We start from the raw sequence: 17,768 nt of genomic DNA, 5'->3' as shown, positions 1-17,768 counted from the left end.
CCCTCCTTAGTGCGCCTGCCTGTCGAGGAACGCGCGCAGCTCGTCGATGTCCTGCTCGGTCAGTGCGCCCGCATCCGACAGACTCGCGACCAGATTTTTCACCGAGCCGCCGCACAGCCGGCGCAGAAAACCGACGCTCTCGCGCTGACGGTAGTCCTCCTCGCTGACGAGCGGCGTGTACAGGTTTTGCCGTCCCTCCTTCGTGCAGGAAAGAAATCCCTTGTCGCACAGGCGGGACAGGAACGTGAGCACGCTGGTCATTTTCCAATCCTTATCCGCGTGCTGCTGCACCTCGGCCGCCGTGACCTGTGTGCCCAGAGACCAGATTGTCTGCATGACCTCCAGCTCCGCATCGGGCAATCGCTTGTCGTTTCGCATAGTCTAACCCTCCTTCTATTCTACAAATGTAAAACACCTTTTATTGCTTATATTCTACAACAGTAGAAGATGGTTGTCAATCCTTATTGCACAAATTCCCACAAAGTGCGCTGACATATACAAATTGTTTACATTTTGTAATTTTTATTGCGTTGACAGTGCTGTTTTTTTAGGATATGCTTTAATTAGATGCGTTTGATTTATCAATTCGGCACGGATTTTTCTGCACCGGCTGCGCGGGGCACACGAACTGCCGCAGGCGGGTTCGCCCTATCCGGGCGGAGTGTTTTCCGCTGAACCTCAGCGGGGGATTCGCCGCCGCTGCGGCGGGAACGTCGCGGCACCCGCCGCGGGGGTAAAAAGGAAGGACAACCTGCGGTTTTCCTTCCTCTTTGAACTCCTACCTTTCCCTTGTTAGATAGTCTGGCGAAAATCGGAGAGCGGCGACCGCTCCGAAACAGGAGAACGACAGTCGGGTTACCACTGCGTTTGTTTCGTGAAATGTTCGCAGTTCACAGATAACGTACTGCTACACAGGTCGGAGGGTCAACGCAGGCGCAACATACTCGTGTTGCGCAACTCGTTAGTCTGGAGATTATGGACGGCACCTACGAATCTATCTATTTAGTAGCATTTATCCTCGCAGGTGCCGTCTGGTATAACACGTTAAAGAGTTGTGCGGTACTGCTATCCCCCAGGGGACCCTCTCTTGCCCTTCGGGCAATTCACCTTGTGCCGCACCCTGCGCAGAGTAAACCGCCTATGTAGCAGTAATTTATCTGACGCTGCGAAGATGTCGGGACATAGGAGCACACTGTGCTCCCCTACGGTAGAAAAAATCCTCTGTCGTCCTCCTGATCGAAGCGGTCGCCGATCTCTGGTCTGCGCCAGACTAAGAAATAAAGGGAAACGGGAGTTAAGAGGGTAGAAACCGTAGGTGTCTACCCTCTTGCCCCGCCGCGGGGCGCGGCGAACTTCCGCGCTCCGCAGAGCGCAGCTCTCCGCTTGATTTCAGTCAAAAAAACTACCGTTCACAATCAAAAACCTGTTTTATATAAAACCCAAAGGAGTTAATTTCCCATGCGAAAAACCATTTCGTTCGTGTTGGCCATCTGCGGCACGCTGCTGCTTCTGCTGCTGTTCGCCACCGGACGTTTGATCTATACCCACGTTTACAGCCAGGACTTTTCCGACATAGCGGAAACCGGACCGCAATCCACCATCACCCTCACCGAGAATGACGTGGAGGTACCACAAACCGACGACAACCAGAAAACCGCTATCATACAGCTTCTCAGTGAGCAGACCTACACCGCCTATCCGCACTTTATCAAGCCCAGCCAGAACAAGCTGACTGCCAACCGCCTGACCGTAACCTTCCAGAACGGCAACTCGATCGGCGTGAATACGGACGGCTATGTGTTCGTCAACGGCAAGCTGCGCGCCATCAAGAGCGGTGACGGACGCAATCTGTACCACGATCTGTTCGTGCTGTTCTATCCTACGGCGAAGGAGTAACAGAATATGAAAAAATTAACCGCCTTATGGCTGTCCCTGCTGCTGACGTTCGGCACGCTGACCGGCTGTGCCGGTCAAATCGGCATTATTGGCGGGGCGGACGGACCGACCGCCATCATCACCTCGGACAGCGCTTCCGCTGTTTCCGTCACCGAGGATGGGCAGTACGACAGCAAGGACGAGGTTTCCGCCTATCTGACCGAATACGGGCACTTACCCTCCAACTACATCACGAAAAAGCAGGCGCAGGCACTCGGCTGGCAGGGCGGCTCGCTCGAGCCGTATGCACCCGGCTGCTCGATCGGCGGCGACCGGTTCGGCAACTACGAAGGCACCCTGCCGGACGGCAACTATCACGAGTGTGACCTCAACACCCGCGGAGCCGACAAGCGCGGCGCGGAACGGCTGGTCTACGCGGACGACGGCCGAATCTACTACACCGCCGACCATTACGAGAGTTTTGAGGAAATCACAGAATAGCTTTTACAATAATTCAATTTCGGGGGAATGAGAATGAAAGAACTGCTTCTGGACGCGGAAACGCTGTACACGCGCGAGCATCTGCACGATGTGCTGACCAAGGTGTGCGGCTTTCCTGCCGACTACGGCCGCAATCTGGACGCGCTGTACGACCTGCTGACCGCCTATCCGGCGGCGCGGCTCACGTTGCGGCACCCGGAGATGCTGGTCGCGCATCTCGGCAATTACGGCGAGCTGGTGCTCCGCGTGCTGGCGGATGCGGCCGCCGAAAATCCGGCGTTTACGCTGAATGTACAGTAACAGGCAAAACAAAAACCGAGGCATCCGCCTCGGTTTTCTTTTTATTCCGGCTTGCTTGCAAGCCGCACCCGCATGGCAGGATTTCGTCCAGAAATCCGAGCCATTGGCTCCGCCGCAGCGGACAGCGCGTAAGCGCGCATATAATAGAAAAAGGCGGTCTATGCCGCCTCTTTTCATAAAATCCCGCGACATGTGCGTGGGATTTTATACAAGTAAGGGATTCTGTGTGCCCGCAAAGCGGACGCGCAGAATCCCGCCCCAGACATGTCCGAGCTATTGCTCGGCATGTCCTCCTCGATCACGAGCGTGGTCGTGATCGAAGTTAGAATACGGTTACGACTGCACCCTTATAGGTCTCGTCAACGTACTTCTTAACGTCGTCGCTCTGCAGCGCCTTCTTCAGTGCCTGAATCTTGTCGCTGTTCTCCTCACCGGAACGGCAAGCAACTACGTTTACATAGACCTTAGCGTAGTCCGGGTTCTCGGTGATGAGGGAGTCCTCAGCGGCGTTCAGGTCTGCCTGCAGTGCATAGTTGCCGTTGATAACAGCAAGGTCAACGTCTGCCAGAGAACGCGGCAGCTGCTCAGCAGCGATCTCCTGGATGTCCAGGTTCTTCGGGTTCTCGGTGATATCCAGCTTGGTAGCGTCGGAGGTCGGGTCAATGCCGTCCTTCAGCTTGATTAGACCGGCATCCTGCAGCAGAAGCAGTGCGCGGGTCTCGTTGGAGCCGTCGTTCGGGATGGCAATGGAAGCGCCGTCCTTCAGCTCCTCGATGGAAGCGGTCTTACCGGCGTAAATGCCGAACGGCTCGTAGTGCATATCGAATGCAGCAGCCAGATCCGTGCCGTTCTCCTTGTTGAAGTTGTTCAGGTACGGAGTGTGCTGGAAGTAGTTTGCATCCAGATCACCGTCAACCAGTGCGGTGTTCGGCTGCACATAGTCGGTGAACTCAACAACATTCAGGGTGTAGCCCTCAGCCTTGAGTGCGTCCTTTGCCGCATTCAGGATTTCAGCGTGCGGAGTCGGGGTAGCGCCAACAGTGATCGTCTTGTCGTCGCCTGCTGCTGCGCTGCTGCTGTCAGCTGCAGCGCTGTCGGTCTTGCTGCCGCCGCAAGCGGTCAGGGCGGTCAGGCACAGGGCGCCTGCCAGGATTGCTGCGATTGTCTTCTTCATGGGAATTCGCTCCTTTTCTGATATATATCATTTTTAATGATAACAAAATAAAAGTGAGAATGAAAAACGATTATCTGTTTCTCTTATCCAGATGGTGTGCAAGACGCATGCCGACCTCCTGGAAAATCTGAACAACGATAACGATAATAATAACCGCTACCAGCATGATCGGGAAATTATAGCGGTTATAGCCGTAGTTTACGGCTACGGTACCCAGACCGCCGCCGCCGATAAAGCCTGCCATTGCGGAATAGCCGAGGATGGTAACGACCGAAATCGCGCCGCCGACCATCAGGGACGGCTTTGCCTCCGGCACGAGCACCTTCCACACGATCTGCCACGGGCTTGCACCCATGGACTGTGCGGCTTCGATCACACCAAACGGCACCTCCTTGATGGAGGATTCAACCATGCGGGCTACATACGGTGCTGCCGCAAAGGTCAGCGGAACGATCATCGCAGTGGTGCCGATGGCCTTGCCGACCATCGCGCGCGTAATCGGCGTAATCATAACGGCAAGAATCAGGAACGGGACAGAGCGCAGGATATTGACAACCACGCCCAGAACCGTGTTGACGATCGGCATCGGACGGATGCCGCCCTTATCGGTAACAACCAGCGTCAGACCGAGCGGCAGACCGATCGCATACGAGATAACGGTCGAAACAATGACCATATACAGGGTTTCCCAAAGGCTCTGCGCCCAAACATTAAACGGAAGCATAATCGGCTACCTCCTCTGCGTGTACGTTCTGGGTTTCGAGGTACGCCAGTGCGCGTTTTGCTGCGCGTTCGTCCTCGGGAAGCTGCAGGATCATCTGACCGTAAGCCTTGCCATCGATGTTCTTGGTGTCCGCGAACATAATATTGACCGGCGCCTTGCACTCGAGCACCATGTTGGATACCACCGGCTCGAACGACGAATTGCCGTCGAATACAATGCGGCAGTACCGCTTGCCGGTCGCAAGAGAATTGCGCTTGCCGTCCGGATAGATAAGCTGCTTGGCCATTGCAGATTTCGGTCGGGTGAACACCTCGTCCACCGTGCCGACCTCGGCAATACGGCTGGAATCAATGATCGCAACTCTCTGGCAGATTTCCTCGATGACCGCCATCTCATGCGTGATAACGATGATGGTGATGCCGAGCGTCTTGTTGATCTCCTTAAGCAGTGCGAGGATCGACCGCGTTGTCGTCGGGTCGAGTGCGCTTGTCGCCTCGTCGCACAGCAGGATTTTCGGGTTGGTCGCAAGTGCTCGTGCAATCGCCACACGCTGCTGCTGACCGCCGGACAGCTGGCTCGGATAGTTATCCGCACGGTCTGACAGACCGACGATCTCAAGCAGCTCACGCGCCCGCTTTTCCGCATCGGCTTTGCTCGTTCCCGCAATCTCGAGCGGAAAACAGATATTCTGCAGTGCGGTTCTCTGCTGCAGCAGGTTGAACTGCTGGAAGATCATACCCATCGACCGGCGAGCCTCGAGCAGCTGTTTTTTGCTCAGTCTGCCGAGCTCCTGTCCATCCACCGTTACCGTGCCCTCGGTGGGCTTCTCCAAAAAGTTGATACAGCGTACCAGTGTGGACTTGCCTGCGCCCGAAAGACCGATAATGCCGAAAATCTCGCCGCGATAGATATCAAGGTCGATACCGTTCAGCGCAACTACCGTTCCGGCTCTGCCGCGAAAGGTCTTGTTTAGACCCTGAATCCGGACGATCACATCCTGTGCCACATTCATTCCTCCTTACATTTTCAAAAGAAAAGCGGAAAGCAGGTTTCTGCTTTCCGCCCGTTTTCTGTATCAGCCGCATGAAAAGCGGCCCGCTTACGCGTTTCAGCCTTACGGCTGCTTCGCAGAAAAACGAGCAGAACCACACATCATGCACATTTCCATTCGAACTGCACGCACGGTGATTTCCTCCTTTTCCTGCGGTTTAAATACTCTAAGCTGTGGGATAAGTATAGCTTTTTACAGGCGGTTTGTCAAGTAGTTTTGTCCAAACAGAGCGTAAAATACGATCACTCGATCAAATACTGCTTAACCAGACGGGCATAGAACATATTGCCGTAGGCATACCGCCAGCCGCCGTTTTCCTGAACTGCCATCGGGTTATCATACTGGATGGTATTGCCGCCAGACTGCTTCTCCGCGAATTTCTCAGCCAGCTCGGTGCTGTACACACCGTTGAACTTGGCCGCGTAATCGAGGAAACCGCTGCCGTAATTATACGCCTGAATGATGCAGTCCAGATCACAGTCCAGCGATTTGCCCTTGCTCAGCAGGTGTGCAAAATAGGTGCAGCCCTGCCGGATCGAGCTCTCCTCCTCGAGTGAATCGTTCGGCAATCCGGCGCTGCCGGAGGACTGCATGATATCGGTCAGCTTGCCGCCGCTCTCCACCTGCATGATAGCCAGCAGTACATCCGTGTACTCCGGAATGCCGTTCTGTTCGGCGTATTTCTGCACCACCGGCTGATAGTACATAACCGACTGATAGACATTCACTGCCTTGGCTACCTGCTTGACCTCCTCGGTCGCGCTCGTGCCGGAATTGCCGGTACCACCGTCCGCGCCGCTCTGCTGCGGTGTGCTGATCAAATGCCGAAAGGCGAAAATAAGCACAATGAGCAGGACTGCCAGCCCGAGCAGCGCAAACTGCCGACGGCGTGCCCGCTGTCTGCGGCGCACTTCCGCCTCGGGCAGACGGCGTCTGACCGTTTTCTGCGTTCTTACCGGCTGCATATGCCGCGTACTGCGATATGCATGGGCGGTTTTCCGCCGATCGCTGCCTCTGTTATGTCGTTTTTGTTGCTTTCTTGCCATGTTATCACTTTCCTGTGACAAAGTGGTTGCTCTCGCCGGTGACCGGGCGGAACCTTCCCTGTCACCATTGGCATTATTGGCTATTTTACCACAACATTGCGTTTTGAGCAACATTTCAGGCGATCATCATGTAATATTTTCCAATTCTGATTTGCTCCGCAGCAGCCCCTCCTGCTGTGCCCAGTCGCGCAGCACGCGGTTTTTTTCGTTGACCGGACCGAACAAATCCAGACAGCAGACCGCATTTCCGCACTGCCGTACAAGCGCCTGCGCACGCGCGTAAGCGTCCTCACCGATCGGCTGATACGCCCGCTCGGTGACGGTCTCGACCGCCAGAGCACGAGCCGTCGGCAGCTCTACATCGTTCTCCGGCAGAACGCCTGCCGCGAATGGAATGCCGCGCCGCTGCAGTCTGCGGTACAGTGCCGTTCCGCTTCCGCCGCCGCCGATAACGAACACGCGCGGCTCGCCTGTCACCCGCTCGAGCTCCAGACTGCCGAACTGCTCGTTATAAGTGCCGCGCTCGAGGTCATACAGGGTGCGGATGTAATCGCCGGTGAATACCTGCTCCGGCGTACCGCAGCGCTCAATTCTGCCGTTGTGAACGCAGATGAGCCGATCGGACAGCTTCTGCGCCAGATCAATCTCATGCAGCGAGAGAATGACCGCCACCTGCTTTTCGCGCACCAGCTGCTTGAGCACGGTCAGCAGTTCCAGCTTGTAGCGAATGTCGAGGAAGGAGGTGGGCTCATCGAGCACAATGACCTCCGGCTCCTGGCAGATGGCACGGGCCAGCAGCACACGCTGCCGCTGTCCATCGCTGATGCAGGAAAAATCGCGGTCGGCAAGTTCATCCGCGCCGACAAGCGCAAGCGCCTCGTCCACCTTGACGCGGTCCTCGTCACTGAGCAGACCCAGCCGTCCGGTGTACGGATAGCGGCCTGCAGCCGCCACATCCCAGCAGGTCATCAGCTCCGGCCGCACATGCTCGGTGAGCAGCACGGACATCGTGCGCGCAAGGTCACGTTCAGGCAGAGTCTGCAGCGATTTGCCATCCAGATATACCGTACCGCCGATGAGCGCCAGCTGACGGATGAGGCTTTTGAGGATTGTCGATTTACCCGAGCCGTTCGGACCGATGAGCGTTAAAATCTCACCGCGGTGAACACGCAGGGCGATGTCGCGGATGAGCGGCACACCGCGGTAGCCGACGGTCATTTCTTTTGTTTCGACGAAAGGATGGGCCATTTTGTACCTTCTTCTTTAACATGATTGCTTACGAAGCAAGAGAATCTTGCCTACCCGGCAGGGGCGCCGTGCCCACAGCGAGGGGCATAAGGGTGGACACCAAGGTTTCCACCCTTATGAATCCCGTTTCCTTTTGGGATAGCACGGCGAAATTTGCAGAGCTGAGACTCGCAAAGGAACGGCAGAGGATTTTTTCTTCCGCAGGACACGTTTAACGCGCCCATGTGTCCACATATTCGCAGTGTCAGATAGCGTACTGCTACACATACCGGCTACTCTGTGCAGGGTGCGGCATAACAGTGCCGCACGATTTGTGAGCCGGTTATAATAGACAGCATCTGCGTAGATAAATTCTACTAAGCAGAAAAATTCGTAGGTGCCGGGCGTTACAGCGTGCCCAAGGGTTGCGCGGCACTGCCATGCCGCGCCTGCGGAGACCTTCCGACCTGTGTAGCAGTACGTTATCTGTGAACCGCGAAAAAGCGGAGAAAGACACGAAAGAGTAACCCGTCTGCCGTTCCCCCTTTTCGGAGCGGTCGCCGGTCTCTGGTTTGCGTCAGACTATCTCACAAGGGAAAGGTAGGAGTTCAAAGAGGAAGGGAAACCGCAGGTGTCCCTTCCTTTTTGCCCCCGCGGCGGGCGCCGCACTCTCCCGCGCTCCGCAGAGCGCAACTCACCCTCTGGAGGACTTCCGATGCACCATAATATAAATGACGACCGGCGCACCAAACAGGGCTGTCACTGTGCTGATACTCAGCTCCGTCGGTGCAAACACCGTCCGCGCGATGAGATCGCACAGCAGGCAGAATCCCGCACCGCCGAGAAAGCACGCCGGTATCATCAGGATCGGTTTTGCCGTGCCGAACAGGCTTTTCGCAAGATGCGGAACCGCGATGCCGACGAACGAAATCGGTCCGGCAAACGCCGCTACACACGCCGAGAGCACGCTCGACAGCAGGATCAGCACCACGCGGAACGCGGTGATATTGACGCCCATACTGCGGGCATACCCCTCTCCGAGCTGGTACGCACCGATCGGCTTGGACAGCAGGAACACGCACACGAGCGACACCAGCACCACCGGCGTCATCACGCGGATATTGTCCCAGGAAATGCCCGAAAAGCTGCCCATCGACCAGTTATGCAGGTTGACAATATTGGAATCCTCGGCAAAGGTAATGACGAAATCCGTCACCGCTGAGCAGATATAACCGATCATCACGCCGCTCACGACTAGCAGCGGCATCTGCCGCACGCGCTGCGCGATGAGCAGCACAAAGCCCATCGAAAGCATGGCTCCCGCAAAGGCAGCTGTTATCATGACAGCAGAGCCGAGCACGCGCCCGCAGGACAGCGCGCCGATCATCGTCAGCGCAACCGTCAGCTTGGCGCCCGAGGAAATACCCAGCACGAACGGTCCCGCGATCGGGTTGGCGAAAAAGGTCTGCAGCAGAAAGCCGGAGACCGACAGCGCACCGCCGAGTAGAATGGCCGCGAAGATACGCGGCAGACGAATCTCCCACACGATGACCGCATTGTCGCCGCTGTGCGTCAGCAGAATCTGCGCGACCTCTCGTACTGACAGGTGCAGGCTGCCCGAGTTGACATTCCACACGAACAGCACGGCCAGCAGTGCCAGAAGCACGGCAAACGCGCCCGCATAACGCATTTTAGGCTGCGGTTTCATGGGAAATCCTCTCCTTTCAGGACAGCTTGTGTAAGTATTTCAGTGTGGACGGGTCGCCGTCTGCAATGACGGTATGGAAGTCGCGGATCAGCTCGTCCAGTTCCATTGTGGACTGGTACAGATTCTTCTCTGTACACCACACATTGCCGGTTTTCACGGCCTTGAAGTCCGCAAGCAGCGTACTTTTTTCCAACAGCTGGTCAAGCGTCTGCAGCTCACTGTCGATTGTGGCGTTGTAGATCATCACATCCGCGTCCCTGGCTCCGGCGTAAAAGCTCTCCATCTGCATGTTGACGGTGGACTTTGCCGTATCGTCCGTCAGATCATCAAAAATGTACTTTCCTCCTGCCAGACTGAGCATCTCCGCGATATAATCCGTGGATTTGCGAACATTGACCGCACCGTTTGACGTGATGTAAAAGAACGAAACCGTCTTGCCGACTGCCGGCTTCTGGAGGATGTCCACAATGCCGTCCACCTTATCCGCAAACAGCTTTTCCGCCTTGTCCTCGCAGCCGAGCAGCGTGCCGTACACCTTGATCCATTCCATGCGGCCGAGTGCGTGCGGCTCGTAGCTGGAACGCTCGACAAACACCGGAATACCCAGCTTTTCGAGCTGCTCCTTTACCTCAGGCGTATGGTAGATCATGGTATTCTCAATAGCAAGATTGCAGTCAGCGGAGTAGATGGTCTCGTAATCCGGCGCGCTGTACTTGCCCGCATAGGTGATCTTGCCGTCCGCCATCGCCTGCTTGGCTTCGTCGATGTACCAACCGTCCTGCCTGGTGCCGGACAGTGAAATGCTGTCCAGCGCATCCAGTGCAACGAACTGGTCCATGACACTTGAGGAGACCAGATAAATGCTGTCCAGCGGCTGCTGCAGCACCGTAATATCCGCGTCCAGACCGTCCGGCACGGACGCAGTTTCCGGAACGACCAGATAACGTGCGTCGTCCTTCACGGTAATGAGCGAATAGCCGCCGTCATAGTGATCGACCGAGAAGCACTCGGCATACTCCAAATCCATGCTGTCGGTCGGCTGCATGTCTCTCCACGAGACCGCCGCCTGCGTCTGTGCGGTCGATTGCCGGGCAGTTCCGCAGCCGGACAGACCGCCGAGCAGCACTGCCGCACTCAGGCACCATGCTGTAATTCTTCTCATTTTGCTGCCGGAGCGATGGACGCAGAGTCAAAACGCAGCGTATACTCGATCTCATGCGGCTCACTCATTGCGGTGGTGTCGGCTACGACCGGCATCGCCCAGTCAAAGCCCGCAACCGGAATTTCAAACGTGGAGTGCTCATTTTCGATCACAGCATCGTACTTTTCGTCGTTCACCTTCATGTAATCGTAGTTTTTGCTGCTCCAGATGATCTTAGCCGTCACCTTGCCGCCCGAAACGGTCAGCGCTGCAGGAGATTCCACGCTTGCACGGCCGGAGCCGCCGGAAAGCGTTACGTCAGCGGTGTAGGTGCCGTCTGTGAGAGACAGGCTCTCAGCGGTGGTCATTACGCCGTCTGCCAGTGCGTCTGCCGGCAAAGAGTCCGCGCGGAACACCAGAGTGCGGTCGTACCACTTCTCCTTCTTCTTGCTGAAGGCTGCGCAGTCAATTCCCTCATCGAGCGCCTTAACCGGAACGGTAAAGCTGTGTGTGCCGTCGGCTTCCTCGGTAAACGGAATGTAGTCGGCTTCAGCGGCAGCGGCAGCCTCCTCGCCGGTGCCCATATAGACGTACAGATAACCGGTACCGCCCATGTGCATCTTGGCGGTCATTTCGCCGTTCTTGACGGTCAGCTCACATGCGGTAACATTGAACATGTTGGAGCTGGAATCGACGGTTACATCGTAGGTACCGTCCTTCACTTTGTCGCCGGTGATCGGCGTCATACCGTCCTCAACAACGTCCTCGACACCGGCCATATCGGACGCAGAAGCGACCTGAGAGGTGGTGCTGCTGTCCTGCGAGGAGGTGTCCTTCTGGGTGCTGCCGCCGCAGGCGGAGAGCAGCATGAATGCCGCAAATACGGCGCTTAACAGTGCTTTTTTGTTCTTCATTGTGGCTTCTCCTTTGTTTTGCGATATAAACGGGATTTTGATTTATCTATTTGCTAAAGCAGCAGGAACAGGAGCCAACCTTTGGCTGGGAGGTCCAAAAGGATAGGCACCACGGCAGTCGGCCTACCCTTACGCGCTGACAAGGGTCTCTTCTGCGTCAGACAGTGCGTGCCACACCGTTATCGCAGGCGTAATCCTTTGGGCGGCATAGCCGTGCCGCCCTCTGCGTAGGCTTTCCGATATGTGTAGCAGTACGCTGTCTGTGAACTGCGCATATTTTGCGCAATAAACGCTGTGGTAACCCGACTGCCGTTCCTTTATAGTCTCAGCTCTCTGATTGCCGCCGTGCTTTCTAAGGGAAAAGGGGAGATTCATAAGAGGGTACGTACTCATTAAATCCGCGCACGGCGCGGGAAAAAGGTTTAGTGGCCTACGGGCAAAACCGCAGGTTGTCTACCCTCTTATGCGCTCCGCCGCGTAGGCAAGTTCCGTTCGCTTCTCAAGCGCCAAGTTCACTTATCAAACCGATTAAACAAATCAAAATCTCACAAAAACAGGGTCCGTCCGCATTCCACGGTCCGGACCCTGCTGTTTACTTGATTTACTTCAGGGAATCAATCGCTGCCTGTGCGTGTGCAACAAACAGATCCTGAATTGCCTGCACAGAGCCAAGGCCCTCAACTACGGTGGTTACCTCGAATCCTGCCTTCTCAAACTCGGTCTTCCAGGAGCCGTCCTCGTCGCCTGCCATATCGTTATTGGCATGGTCGCCTGCAACGATCATCAGCGGACGCAGAACAACCTTCTTATAGCCGCCTGCCTTAACGGCTGCGATTACGTCATCGAGGGACGGAGTTGCCTCAACAGTGCCGACAAAGTAGTTGTCGTAGCCTGCGGCCTTGAGGGTCTCCTGCATCTTGGTGTAAACGCTGTTGGAATCCGCCTCGGTGCCGTGACCCATGAAGCAGATTGCGGTCTCGCCGTCGTCATACTCCTTGGTTGCGTCTACGATGGCATTCATAACCTTCTGGAAGTCGTCGTCAGAGGTCAGCAGCGGCTCACCGAGCACGATCTTCTCGAAGGAATCCGAATAGCCTGCCAGCTCATCCTTGAGGTCGTTGTACTCCAGGCCGTTCATCAGATGGGTCGGCTGAACAACCAGGGTCTTTACCTTGTTCTCTACGGCGCGGTCCAGTGCCTCGGTTACGTTGTCGATCTTCTCCCCGTCACGCTTATTTACATGGTCGATGATGATCTGGCTGGTGAAGCCGCGGCGTACCGCGTAATCCGGGAACGCCTTCTGCATAGCCTTCTCGATGGCGCCGATGGTCTCACGGCGGCTGTCGTTATAGCTGGTGCCGAAGCTGACTACAAGCAGCTCGGTATCGCCAATTTCATCCTGATTCAGCGGATCGTCCAAGGAAGCGTCACCCGTTTCATAGTTTTCGTCCGGATCGGTCTGATCCTGCGCATCGGTCTGTGCAGTGGTGTTATTGTCCTTCGTGTCGTCCGCAGCTGCGGTCTTGCTGCCGCCGCAAGCGGTCAGCATGGACATCAGCATGCCGGAAACGATCAGCATAATGCCGAGCTTCTTCAGTTTGCTTACTTTGCTCATGGTTTTCCTCCTTCGTTTTGCTTGCAAAGCGAAAGCGCACACTTTGAAAGAAAAAGGGTACGGAAAACACACAGTCCCCCCATCAATATATGATGAAAGGGACTGCCTGAATCAAAAATCATGCGGTATCAGTACAATCAATAACTCGTGACCCGGAAGCAGCTTCCCGTACCAACAGACCGGCAGGTTTCCTGACTTGCGGCTCTTAAGGCAATACCACATAATTGAACAAGGGCGATTTGCGCGTAAATTCTCGCGTACTGACGAGGCGTGGTTTTGCGGTAATACTTGATGTATTACCGTGAAATCACAACGAAGTCAGGACACAAAATTTCCGCAAAGCGCCGCAGCTTTCATCATGCGATGTTGCCTTAGAACTGCCGCCTTCCCGATACCGTAATATCAGTGACGTAAATGGCAGTCCATTCCCCGCTTACAGTGACGAGATCGTGCAGGATTTTCACCTGCTTCCCTTTTACCCGCTGTCCTGTTCGAAAACATACAGCGGCACCGACTGTTCGCTTATTTACTTATTGCGCGGGAAATTCCCGCATTGCACGAGTATTATACTATATTTAACCGTCAATTACAACCGTTTTCCGGAGAAAAACGCGCTCTCATGTCTCCTGCGGCCGGAAAACCTTTTTCCGCACGATCAGGTAGCACACAAAGTGCGCCAGGATGGTCAGTATCCACGAGATCGGGTAGGACGCATACAGGATGAACAGCGTATGCTGCACACGAAAGACCGTAAAAATCCAGATGATACGGAACACACATGCGCCAATCAGTGAGACGATCATTGGCAGCATGGAATAGCCCAGACCGCGTATTGTGCCCGCGAGCACATCCATCATGCCGCACAGGCAGTAGGTGACGCTGATGACCGACAGGCGCTGCATACCGAACGAGATGACCTCCAGATCATCCGAGTAGATGTGCAGCAGATGATTGCCGAGCAGATGTGCGCCGTTGCCGAGCACCAGACCGATCAGTGTGACGATGCACATGCAGCGCACGAGTGTCTGGTCGATGCGGTGATAATTCTTTGCACCGAGATTCTGGCTGGTGAAGCTGATGGAGGTCTGATAGAGCGCGTTCATCGAAATGTACACAAAGCCCTCAATGTTGGCGGCTGCCGTGTTGCCCGCAACCGTTACTGCGCCGAAGCTGTTGACCGAGGACTGAATGAGTACGTTCGAGATATTGAAGATAACGCTCTGCATACCGGCAGGCAGACCGACCTGCATGATTCTCAGAAACTTATCCATGTGGAAGTGCAGACGGCGTAAGTCGAGATGGCACATGCCATCCGATTTTACAAGGCACAGCACGGTCAGCGCCGCAGAGACACACTGGCTGAGCACGGTGGCGATCGCAGTTCCGGCAACGCCCATGCCGAGCAGGCACACAAACAGCAGGTCGCCGAGGACGTTCATCACGCCTGCCGCCATCAGGAAGTACAGCGGACGCCGGGTATCGCCCACGGCACGCAGCACGGCTGCACCGAAGTTGTAGATCATGGTTGCCGGCATACCGATGAAGTACACCTGCATGTACAGCACGGCCTGGTCGATAACCTCGTCCGGTGTGGCCATCAGCGTCAGCATGGGACGTGCGAGCACAACGCCGAGCACGATCAGTATCGTGCCGCCGATCAAGCCGGTGAGCAGCGCCGTCTGGATGGTCTGCTGTACGCCGTCGTAATCCCGCTCGCCGTAATGCCGCGCGACAAGCACGTTCGCACCGACCGAAATACCGATGAATGAGTTGACCAGCAGGTTGAACAGCGAGGTGGTCGAGCCGACCGCCGCCATCGCATTGCTGCCCGCAAATTTGCCGACTACGACAATGTCGGTCGCGTTGAACAGCAGCTGCAGCACACCCGAAAGAATCAGCGGCAGCGAAAACAGCAGGATTTTGCTCAGCAGCGGACCGCTGCACAGGTCCATCTCGTAGCTGCGTTTCATTCGTTGAAGCACTTCCCTTCTTGCGTAAAATTTTCCTATTGCCTATATTATCTATCGGAATATCGGTGGTGTCAATGGGTGATTGTGTTTCGTATCTGTTCATGTTATAGTAAAGCCACAGTAGAATGATAAATCGGGATTTGTGGAGGAGAGTAATTTGCTGGTATTAAATAAATTAGAGCGGTTGCTAACGGTGTGCTTTAAACCCAAAGAAAATTATACGAGGAGCGAATTATTAAAAGTCAATGAAAAATAACAATAAAAAAACACTAAAGAAATTGGCAATCCTTGTAATAGGTTCTATAATTGCGGCTTATGGAATTACACTTGCACTGTATGCTGGATTTGGCGGAGCTACGCTTGCGGTGCTGTGGCAGGGGATTGCAAGAACATTTCACATAAGCATTGGCACAGCATCTTTTGTTGTAGCATTGGGAATGATTTTGTTTGCGCTCATTTACGATAAAAGTCAGATTCATATAGGAACTGTGTTGTACCAGATTGTATACAGTACCTGTGTAGATTTGTTTGCTAACTGCCATATTTACAGTACCTATAAGTGGATCAATTTTTTAATTATGTTGTTAGGAGTGGTTTTGTTTGCTGTCGGAACAGGACTATATGCGTCGGCATCCCTTGGTAGAGGCTCCTATGAGGCAGTCACTTTTGCTTTAGCAGAAAAAAATCACTGGCAGATTAAATTTGTCCGAATGGCATTGGATATTTTGGTTGTTGTTACAGGTGTTTTGTTTGGCGGAAAGTTTGGTGTATGCACGCTTATTACAGTTATCATTTCAGGCCCAATTATCCAATTTGTTAATGCGAAAGCAAAACAAGTTTTAAAGATATGATAGTAAAGAAACTTACAACTTCCAGTTTAATCAAACAAAGAAATTATCGGAGAGGAAAATAAGGAATTGGAAAGCGAAAAGAACGTGATTGCAGATAAAGCAGCATCCAAGGAGACGATTATATGAAAAAACGCCTGTTATCTGCCGTTTTGGCGCTGGTTCTATGTGCTTATCCCGCTATGGCTGCTGATTTCGGCACGCTGACGATCTCCTCTGTCCGCGAGGTCATAGATGATTCTGTACTGTATGAGCTTGCCGCAGCGGACGAACCCAGCACGCTCACCTTGCGCACACCGGACGGTGAAACCGGTTCTCTGACATTTGACGGCACAGAGTATCACTTGCAGCCGTGCGGACAGACCGACGAATTCACCTATTCGGTTTTGTTTTCCGCGGACGGCGAAAACGCCTATGGTCTCCCCTACACCGAATGGTTTATGGCCGATTCCGACATTGGGCAGCACATTTTTGATCCGGTGACCGAGTGGGACGCCCGGCATATCTGTTCTGTGCCGCGCTGGCGCGACTGCGGTACACTGCGCCTGACCGGACAGAACAAACTCAAGCCGCCGTATGCGCTGCTGACGCGCTTTTTTGCAATCCATCGAGACCAGACTTCCGCCATTTCTCTGAAAATGCAGCCTGCTCTGGGACAGCCCCTGTTCCTTGCATACCATAACGGAACTTACACGCTGACTGAGACCGATCCGGACCGGTTTATCCGCACCGAGTGGACACAGCTTGTGCCGCTGCCGACGAATGACCTGCGCACGCTGTCCCTCACGCTGATCAACGCCAGCGGCGAACAGCGCCCGCTGTTTACGTTTCCGCATCCGGTAACGTATCTGACATTACCTTCTATTGTGTAACAATCAAATTTGCAGGAGAGTCCCCCACTATGATTAGAGAATTACGAAAAGCAGATATCAATCAAGTTGCCGATATATGGCTGGATACCAATATAAAGGCACATTATTTTATCCCTGCCCAATATTGGAAAAGTAATTTGGAGCTTGTGAAAGAACTGCTGTTGCAGGCAACTGTCTATGTCTATGAGGACAATCAGAAGATACAAGGATTTATCGGGCTGAATGGCGAATATATTGAAGGCATTTTTGTTTCTGAAGCAATGCAGTCGCAGGGTATCGGTAAAATACTGCTGAATTATGTAAAGAATACAAAAAGCAAACTGATTTTGAATGTATATCAAAAAACACACCAGCAATATCTTTTTATCAAAGAGAAGGATTTGAAATTCAGTACAGCGGCCTGGATGAAGCTACCGGAGAAAAAGATTATAGAATGGCGTGGCAGCAGAAGTAAAATACAGTTTTTCAAACAGTTATAGAAACACAAACCCCCGTCAAAGACGGGGGCAGCTTGTCGAAAAAGTCAGATTTCTATTTTGTGCTTCGTGCGACAGCACGCATAAAATAGAATTTGCGCAGCAAATTCATAAAAACCGGGGGGCGTGGTCCAGACCACCCTCTCTTGCCGCTATGCGGCAATTCACCTTGTGTACCTCGGTTTTTATACAAGGGAAGAAAAATTGTGTCCGGAGGACGCGGTTTTTCTTCAGCATTCGATCGAAAGCGTGGTTTCGATCGAGAGGCTGCTCGAAAAACGATAGTTTTTCGACAGCCTCAACCCCCCGTCAAAGACGGGGGGTTG

The 17,768-nt window shown here is 54.1% G+C and carries 17 protein-coding genes and 1 riboswitch; of the genes, 6 read left to right on the top strand and 11 right to left on the bottom strand.

The window, feature by feature from the left end:
• Positions 1-6: 6 nt before the first annotated feature.
• Positions 7-378 carry a BlaI/MecI/CopY family transcriptional regulator gene (locus IEY11_RS06205; RefSeq protein ID WP_118360575.1) on the bottom strand — a complete coding sequence of 124 codons (372 nt, stop codon included), beginning with the start codon at positions 376-378 and terminating at the stop codon, positions 7-9.
• Between the two features lie 1,080 nt (positions 379-1,458).
• Here IEY11_RS06205 and IEY11_RS06200 point away from each other — a divergent pair.
• Genes IEY11_RS06200 through IEY11_RS06190 form a run of 3 tightly spaced genes read left to right on the top strand, consistent with a single transcriptional unit; the run spans position 1,459 to position 2,676 of the window.
• Entirely contained in the window at positions 1,459-1,896 is a 438-nt protein-coding gene (locus tag IEY11_RS06200) for a hypothetical protein (RefSeq protein WP_188886089.1), read from the top strand.
• A gap of 6 nt (positions 1,897-1,902) precedes the next feature.
• Positions 1,903-2,376, top strand: coding sequence for a ribonuclease domain-containing protein (locus IEY11_RS06195; protein WP_188886088.1), 474 nt, complete (start codon positions 1,903-1,905; stop codon positions 2,374-2,376).
• A 33-nt stretch (positions 2,377-2,409) separates the two neighbouring features.
• Positions 2,410-2,676, top strand: coding sequence for a barstar family protein (locus IEY11_RS06190; RefSeq protein ID WP_188886087.1), 267 nt, complete (start codon positions 2,410-2,412; stop codon positions 2,674-2,676).
• Between the two features lie 322 nt (positions 2,677-2,998).
• Here IEY11_RS06190 and IEY11_RS06185 read toward each other — a convergent pair whose 3' ends face one another.
• The 10 genes from IEY11_RS06185 to IEY11_RS06140 all read right to left on the bottom strand — a co-directional run bounded on the left by IEY11_RS06185 (position 2,999) and on the right by IEY11_RS06140 (position 15,246).
• Positions 2,999-3,850, bottom strand: coding sequence for a MetQ/NlpA family ABC transporter substrate-binding protein (locus IEY11_RS06185; protein ID WP_110435730.1), 852 nt, complete (start codon positions 3,848-3,850; stop codon positions 2,999-3,001).
• Positions 3,851-3,920: 70 nt separating this feature from the next.
• Positions 3,921-4,574 carry a methionine ABC transporter permease gene (locus IEY11_RS06180; protein WP_188886086.1) on the bottom strand — a complete coding sequence of 218 codons (654 nt, stop codon included), beginning with the start codon at positions 4,572-4,574 and terminating at the stop codon, positions 3,921-3,923.
• Entirely contained in the window at positions 4,561-5,586 is a 1,026-nt protein-coding gene (locus IEY11_RS06175) for a methionine ABC transporter ATP-binding protein (RefSeq protein ID WP_110435732.1), read from the bottom strand. The genes IEY11_RS06180 and IEY11_RS06175 overlap by 14 nt, the downstream gene beginning before the upstream one ends.
• A gap of 281 nt (positions 5,587-5,867) precedes the next feature.
• Complete coding sequence (locus IEY11_RS14875; protein WP_243183965.1) at positions 5,868-6,590, bottom strand: lysozyme family protein; 723 nt, start codon at positions 6,588-6,590, stop codon at positions 5,868-5,870.
• A 207-nt stretch (positions 6,591-6,797) separates the two neighbouring features.
• Positions 6,798-7,919 (bottom strand): ABC transporter ATP-binding protein, encoded by a 1,122-nt coding sequence (locus tag IEY11_RS06165; protein WP_188886085.1) that lies wholly within the window; start codon positions 7,917-7,919, stop codon positions 6,798-6,800.
• Positions 7,920-8,592: 673 nt separating this feature from the next.
• Complete coding sequence (locus IEY11_RS06160) at positions 8,593-9,606, bottom strand: FecCD family ABC transporter permease (protein ID WP_110435734.1); 1,014 nt, start codon at positions 9,604-9,606, stop codon at positions 8,593-8,595.
• A gap of 16 nt (positions 9,607-9,622) precedes the next feature.
• The gene (locus IEY11_RS06155; protein ID WP_188886084.1) at positions 9,623-10,768 is read right to left on the bottom strand and encodes an ABC transporter substrate-binding protein; all 1,146 of its coding nucleotides are present in this window, start codon (positions 10,766-10,768) and stop codon (positions 9,623-9,625) included.
• Positions 10,765-11,661, bottom strand: a complete 897-nt coding sequence (locus tag IEY11_RS06150) for a hypothetical protein (protein WP_188886083.1) — start codon at positions 11,659-11,661, stop codon at positions 10,765-10,767. The genes IEY11_RS06155 and IEY11_RS06150 overlap by 4 nt, the downstream gene beginning before the upstream one ends.
• Before the next feature lie 601 nt (positions 11,662-12,262).
• Positions 12,263-13,276: a sirohydrochlorin cobaltochelatase gene (locus IEY11_RS06145; protein WP_407926644.1), complete on the bottom strand. Its 1,014-nt coding sequence runs from the start codon at positions 13,274-13,276 to the stop codon at positions 12,263-12,265.
• Between the two features lie 164 nt (positions 13,277-13,440).
• Positions 13,441-13,806: riboswitch (cobalamin riboswitch) on the bottom strand.
• Between the two features lie 87 nt (positions 13,807-13,893).
• On the bottom strand, positions 13,894-15,246 hold the full coding sequence (locus tag IEY11_RS06140) for an MATE family efflux transporter (protein WP_118729249.1): 1,353 nt from the start codon (positions 15,244-15,246) through the stop codon (positions 13,894-13,896).
• A 245-nt stretch (positions 15,247-15,491) separates the two neighbouring features.
• Between IEY11_RS06140 and IEY11_RS06135 the strand changes: the two genes are divergently transcribed.
• The 3 genes from IEY11_RS06135 to IEY11_RS06125 all read left to right on the top strand — a co-directional run bounded on the left by IEY11_RS06135 (position 15,492) and on the right by IEY11_RS06125 (position 17,445).
• Positions 15,492-16,097, top strand: coding sequence for a YczE/YyaS/YitT family protein (locus IEY11_RS06135; protein WP_021885137.1), 606 nt, complete (start codon positions 15,492-15,494; stop codon positions 16,095-16,097).
• A 122-nt stretch (positions 16,098-16,219) separates the two neighbouring features.
• Positions 16,220-16,966, top strand: a complete 747-nt coding sequence (locus tag IEY11_RS06130; RefSeq protein ID WP_118729250.1) for a hypothetical protein — start codon at positions 16,220-16,222, stop codon at positions 16,964-16,966.
• 29 nt (positions 16,967-16,995) lie between these two features.
• Positions 16,996-17,445: a GNAT family N-acetyltransferase gene (locus tag IEY11_RS06125; RefSeq protein WP_442861142.1), complete on the top strand. Its 450-nt coding sequence runs from the start codon at positions 16,996-16,998 to the stop codon at positions 17,443-17,445.
• Positions 17,446-17,768: the final 323 nt, after the last annotated feature.

This window comes from Butyricicoccus faecihominis (assembly GCF_014648015.1).
In the GTDB taxonomy this organism is placed as follows: domain Bacteria; phylum Bacillota; class Clostridia; order Oscillospirales; family Butyricicoccaceae; genus Agathobaculum; species Agathobaculum butyriciproducens.
This window is presented reverse-complemented; position numbering and strand designations above follow the sequence as displayed.

What these genes read in the sequence shown, in the direction of transcription:
- IEY11_RS06185 (WP_110435730.1), bottom strand. Translation starts at nt 3,850, where the DNA reads ATGAAGAAGACAATCGCAGCAATCCTGGCAGGCGCCCTGTGCCTGACC.
- IEY11_RS06150 (WP_188886083.1), bottom strand. Translation starts at nt 11,661, where the DNA reads ATGAAGAACAAAAAAGCACTGTTAAGCGCCGTATTTGCGGCATTCATG.
- IEY11_RS06140 (WP_118729249.1), bottom strand. Translation starts at nt 15,246, where the DNA reads ATGAAACGCAGCTACGAGATGGACCTGTGCAGCGGTCCGCTGCTGAGC.
- IEY11_RS06195 (WP_188886088.1), top strand. Translation starts at nt 1,903, where the DNA reads ATGAAAAAATTAACCGCCTTATGGCTGTCCCTGCTGCTGACGTTCGGC.
- IEY11_RS06180 (WP_188886086.1), bottom strand. Translation starts at nt 4,574, where the DNA reads ATGCTTCCGTTTAATGTTTGGGCGCAGAGCCTTTGGGAAACCCTGTAT.
- IEY11_RS06190 (WP_188886087.1), top strand. Translation starts at nt 2,410, where the DNA reads ATGAAAGAACTGCTTCTGGACGCGGAAACGCTGTACACGCGCGAGCAT.
- IEY11_RS06145 (WP_407926644.1), bottom strand. Translation starts at nt 13,276, where the DNA reads ATGAGCAAAGTAAGCAAACTGAAGAAGCTCGGCATTATGCTGATCGTT.
- IEY11_RS06160 (WP_110435734.1), bottom strand. Translation starts at nt 9,606, where the DNA reads ATGAAACCGCAGCCTAAAATGCGTTATGCGGGCGCGTTTGCCGTGCTT.
- IEY11_RS06155 (WP_188886084.1), bottom strand. Translation starts at nt 10,768, where the DNA reads ATGAGAAGAATTACAGCATGGTGCCTGAGTGCGGCAGTGCTGCTCGGC.
- IEY11_RS14875 (WP_243183965.1), bottom strand. Translation starts at nt 6,590, where the DNA reads ATGCAGCCGGTAAGAACGCAGAAAACGGTCAGACGCCGTCTGCCCGAG.
- IEY11_RS06175 (WP_110435732.1), bottom strand. Translation starts at nt 5,586, where the DNA reads ATGAATGTGGCACAGGATGTGATCGTCCGGATTCAGGGTCTAAACAAG.
- IEY11_RS06135 (WP_021885137.1), top strand. Translation starts at nt 15,492, where the DNA reads ATGAAAAATAACAATAAAAAAACACTAAAGAAATTGGCAATCCTTGTA.
- IEY11_RS06130 (WP_118729250.1), top strand. Translation starts at nt 16,220, where the DNA reads ATGAAAAAACGCCTGTTATCTGCCGTTTTGGCGCTGGTTCTATGTGCT.
- IEY11_RS06165 (WP_188886085.1), bottom strand. Translation starts at nt 7,919, where the DNA reads ATGGCCCATCCTTTCGTCGAAACAAAAGAAATGACCGTCGGCTACCGC.
- IEY11_RS06200 (WP_188886089.1), top strand. Translation starts at nt 1,459, where the DNA reads ATGCGAAAAACCATTTCGTTCGTGTTGGCCATCTGCGGCACGCTGCTG.
- IEY11_RS06125 (WP_442861142.1), top strand. Translation starts at nt 16,996, where the DNA reads ATGATTAGAGAATTACGAAAAGCAGATATCAATCAAGTTGCCGATATA.
- IEY11_RS06205 (WP_118360575.1), bottom strand. Translation starts at nt 378, where the DNA reads ATGCGAAACGACAAGCGATTGCCCGATGCGGAGCTGGAGGTCATGCAG.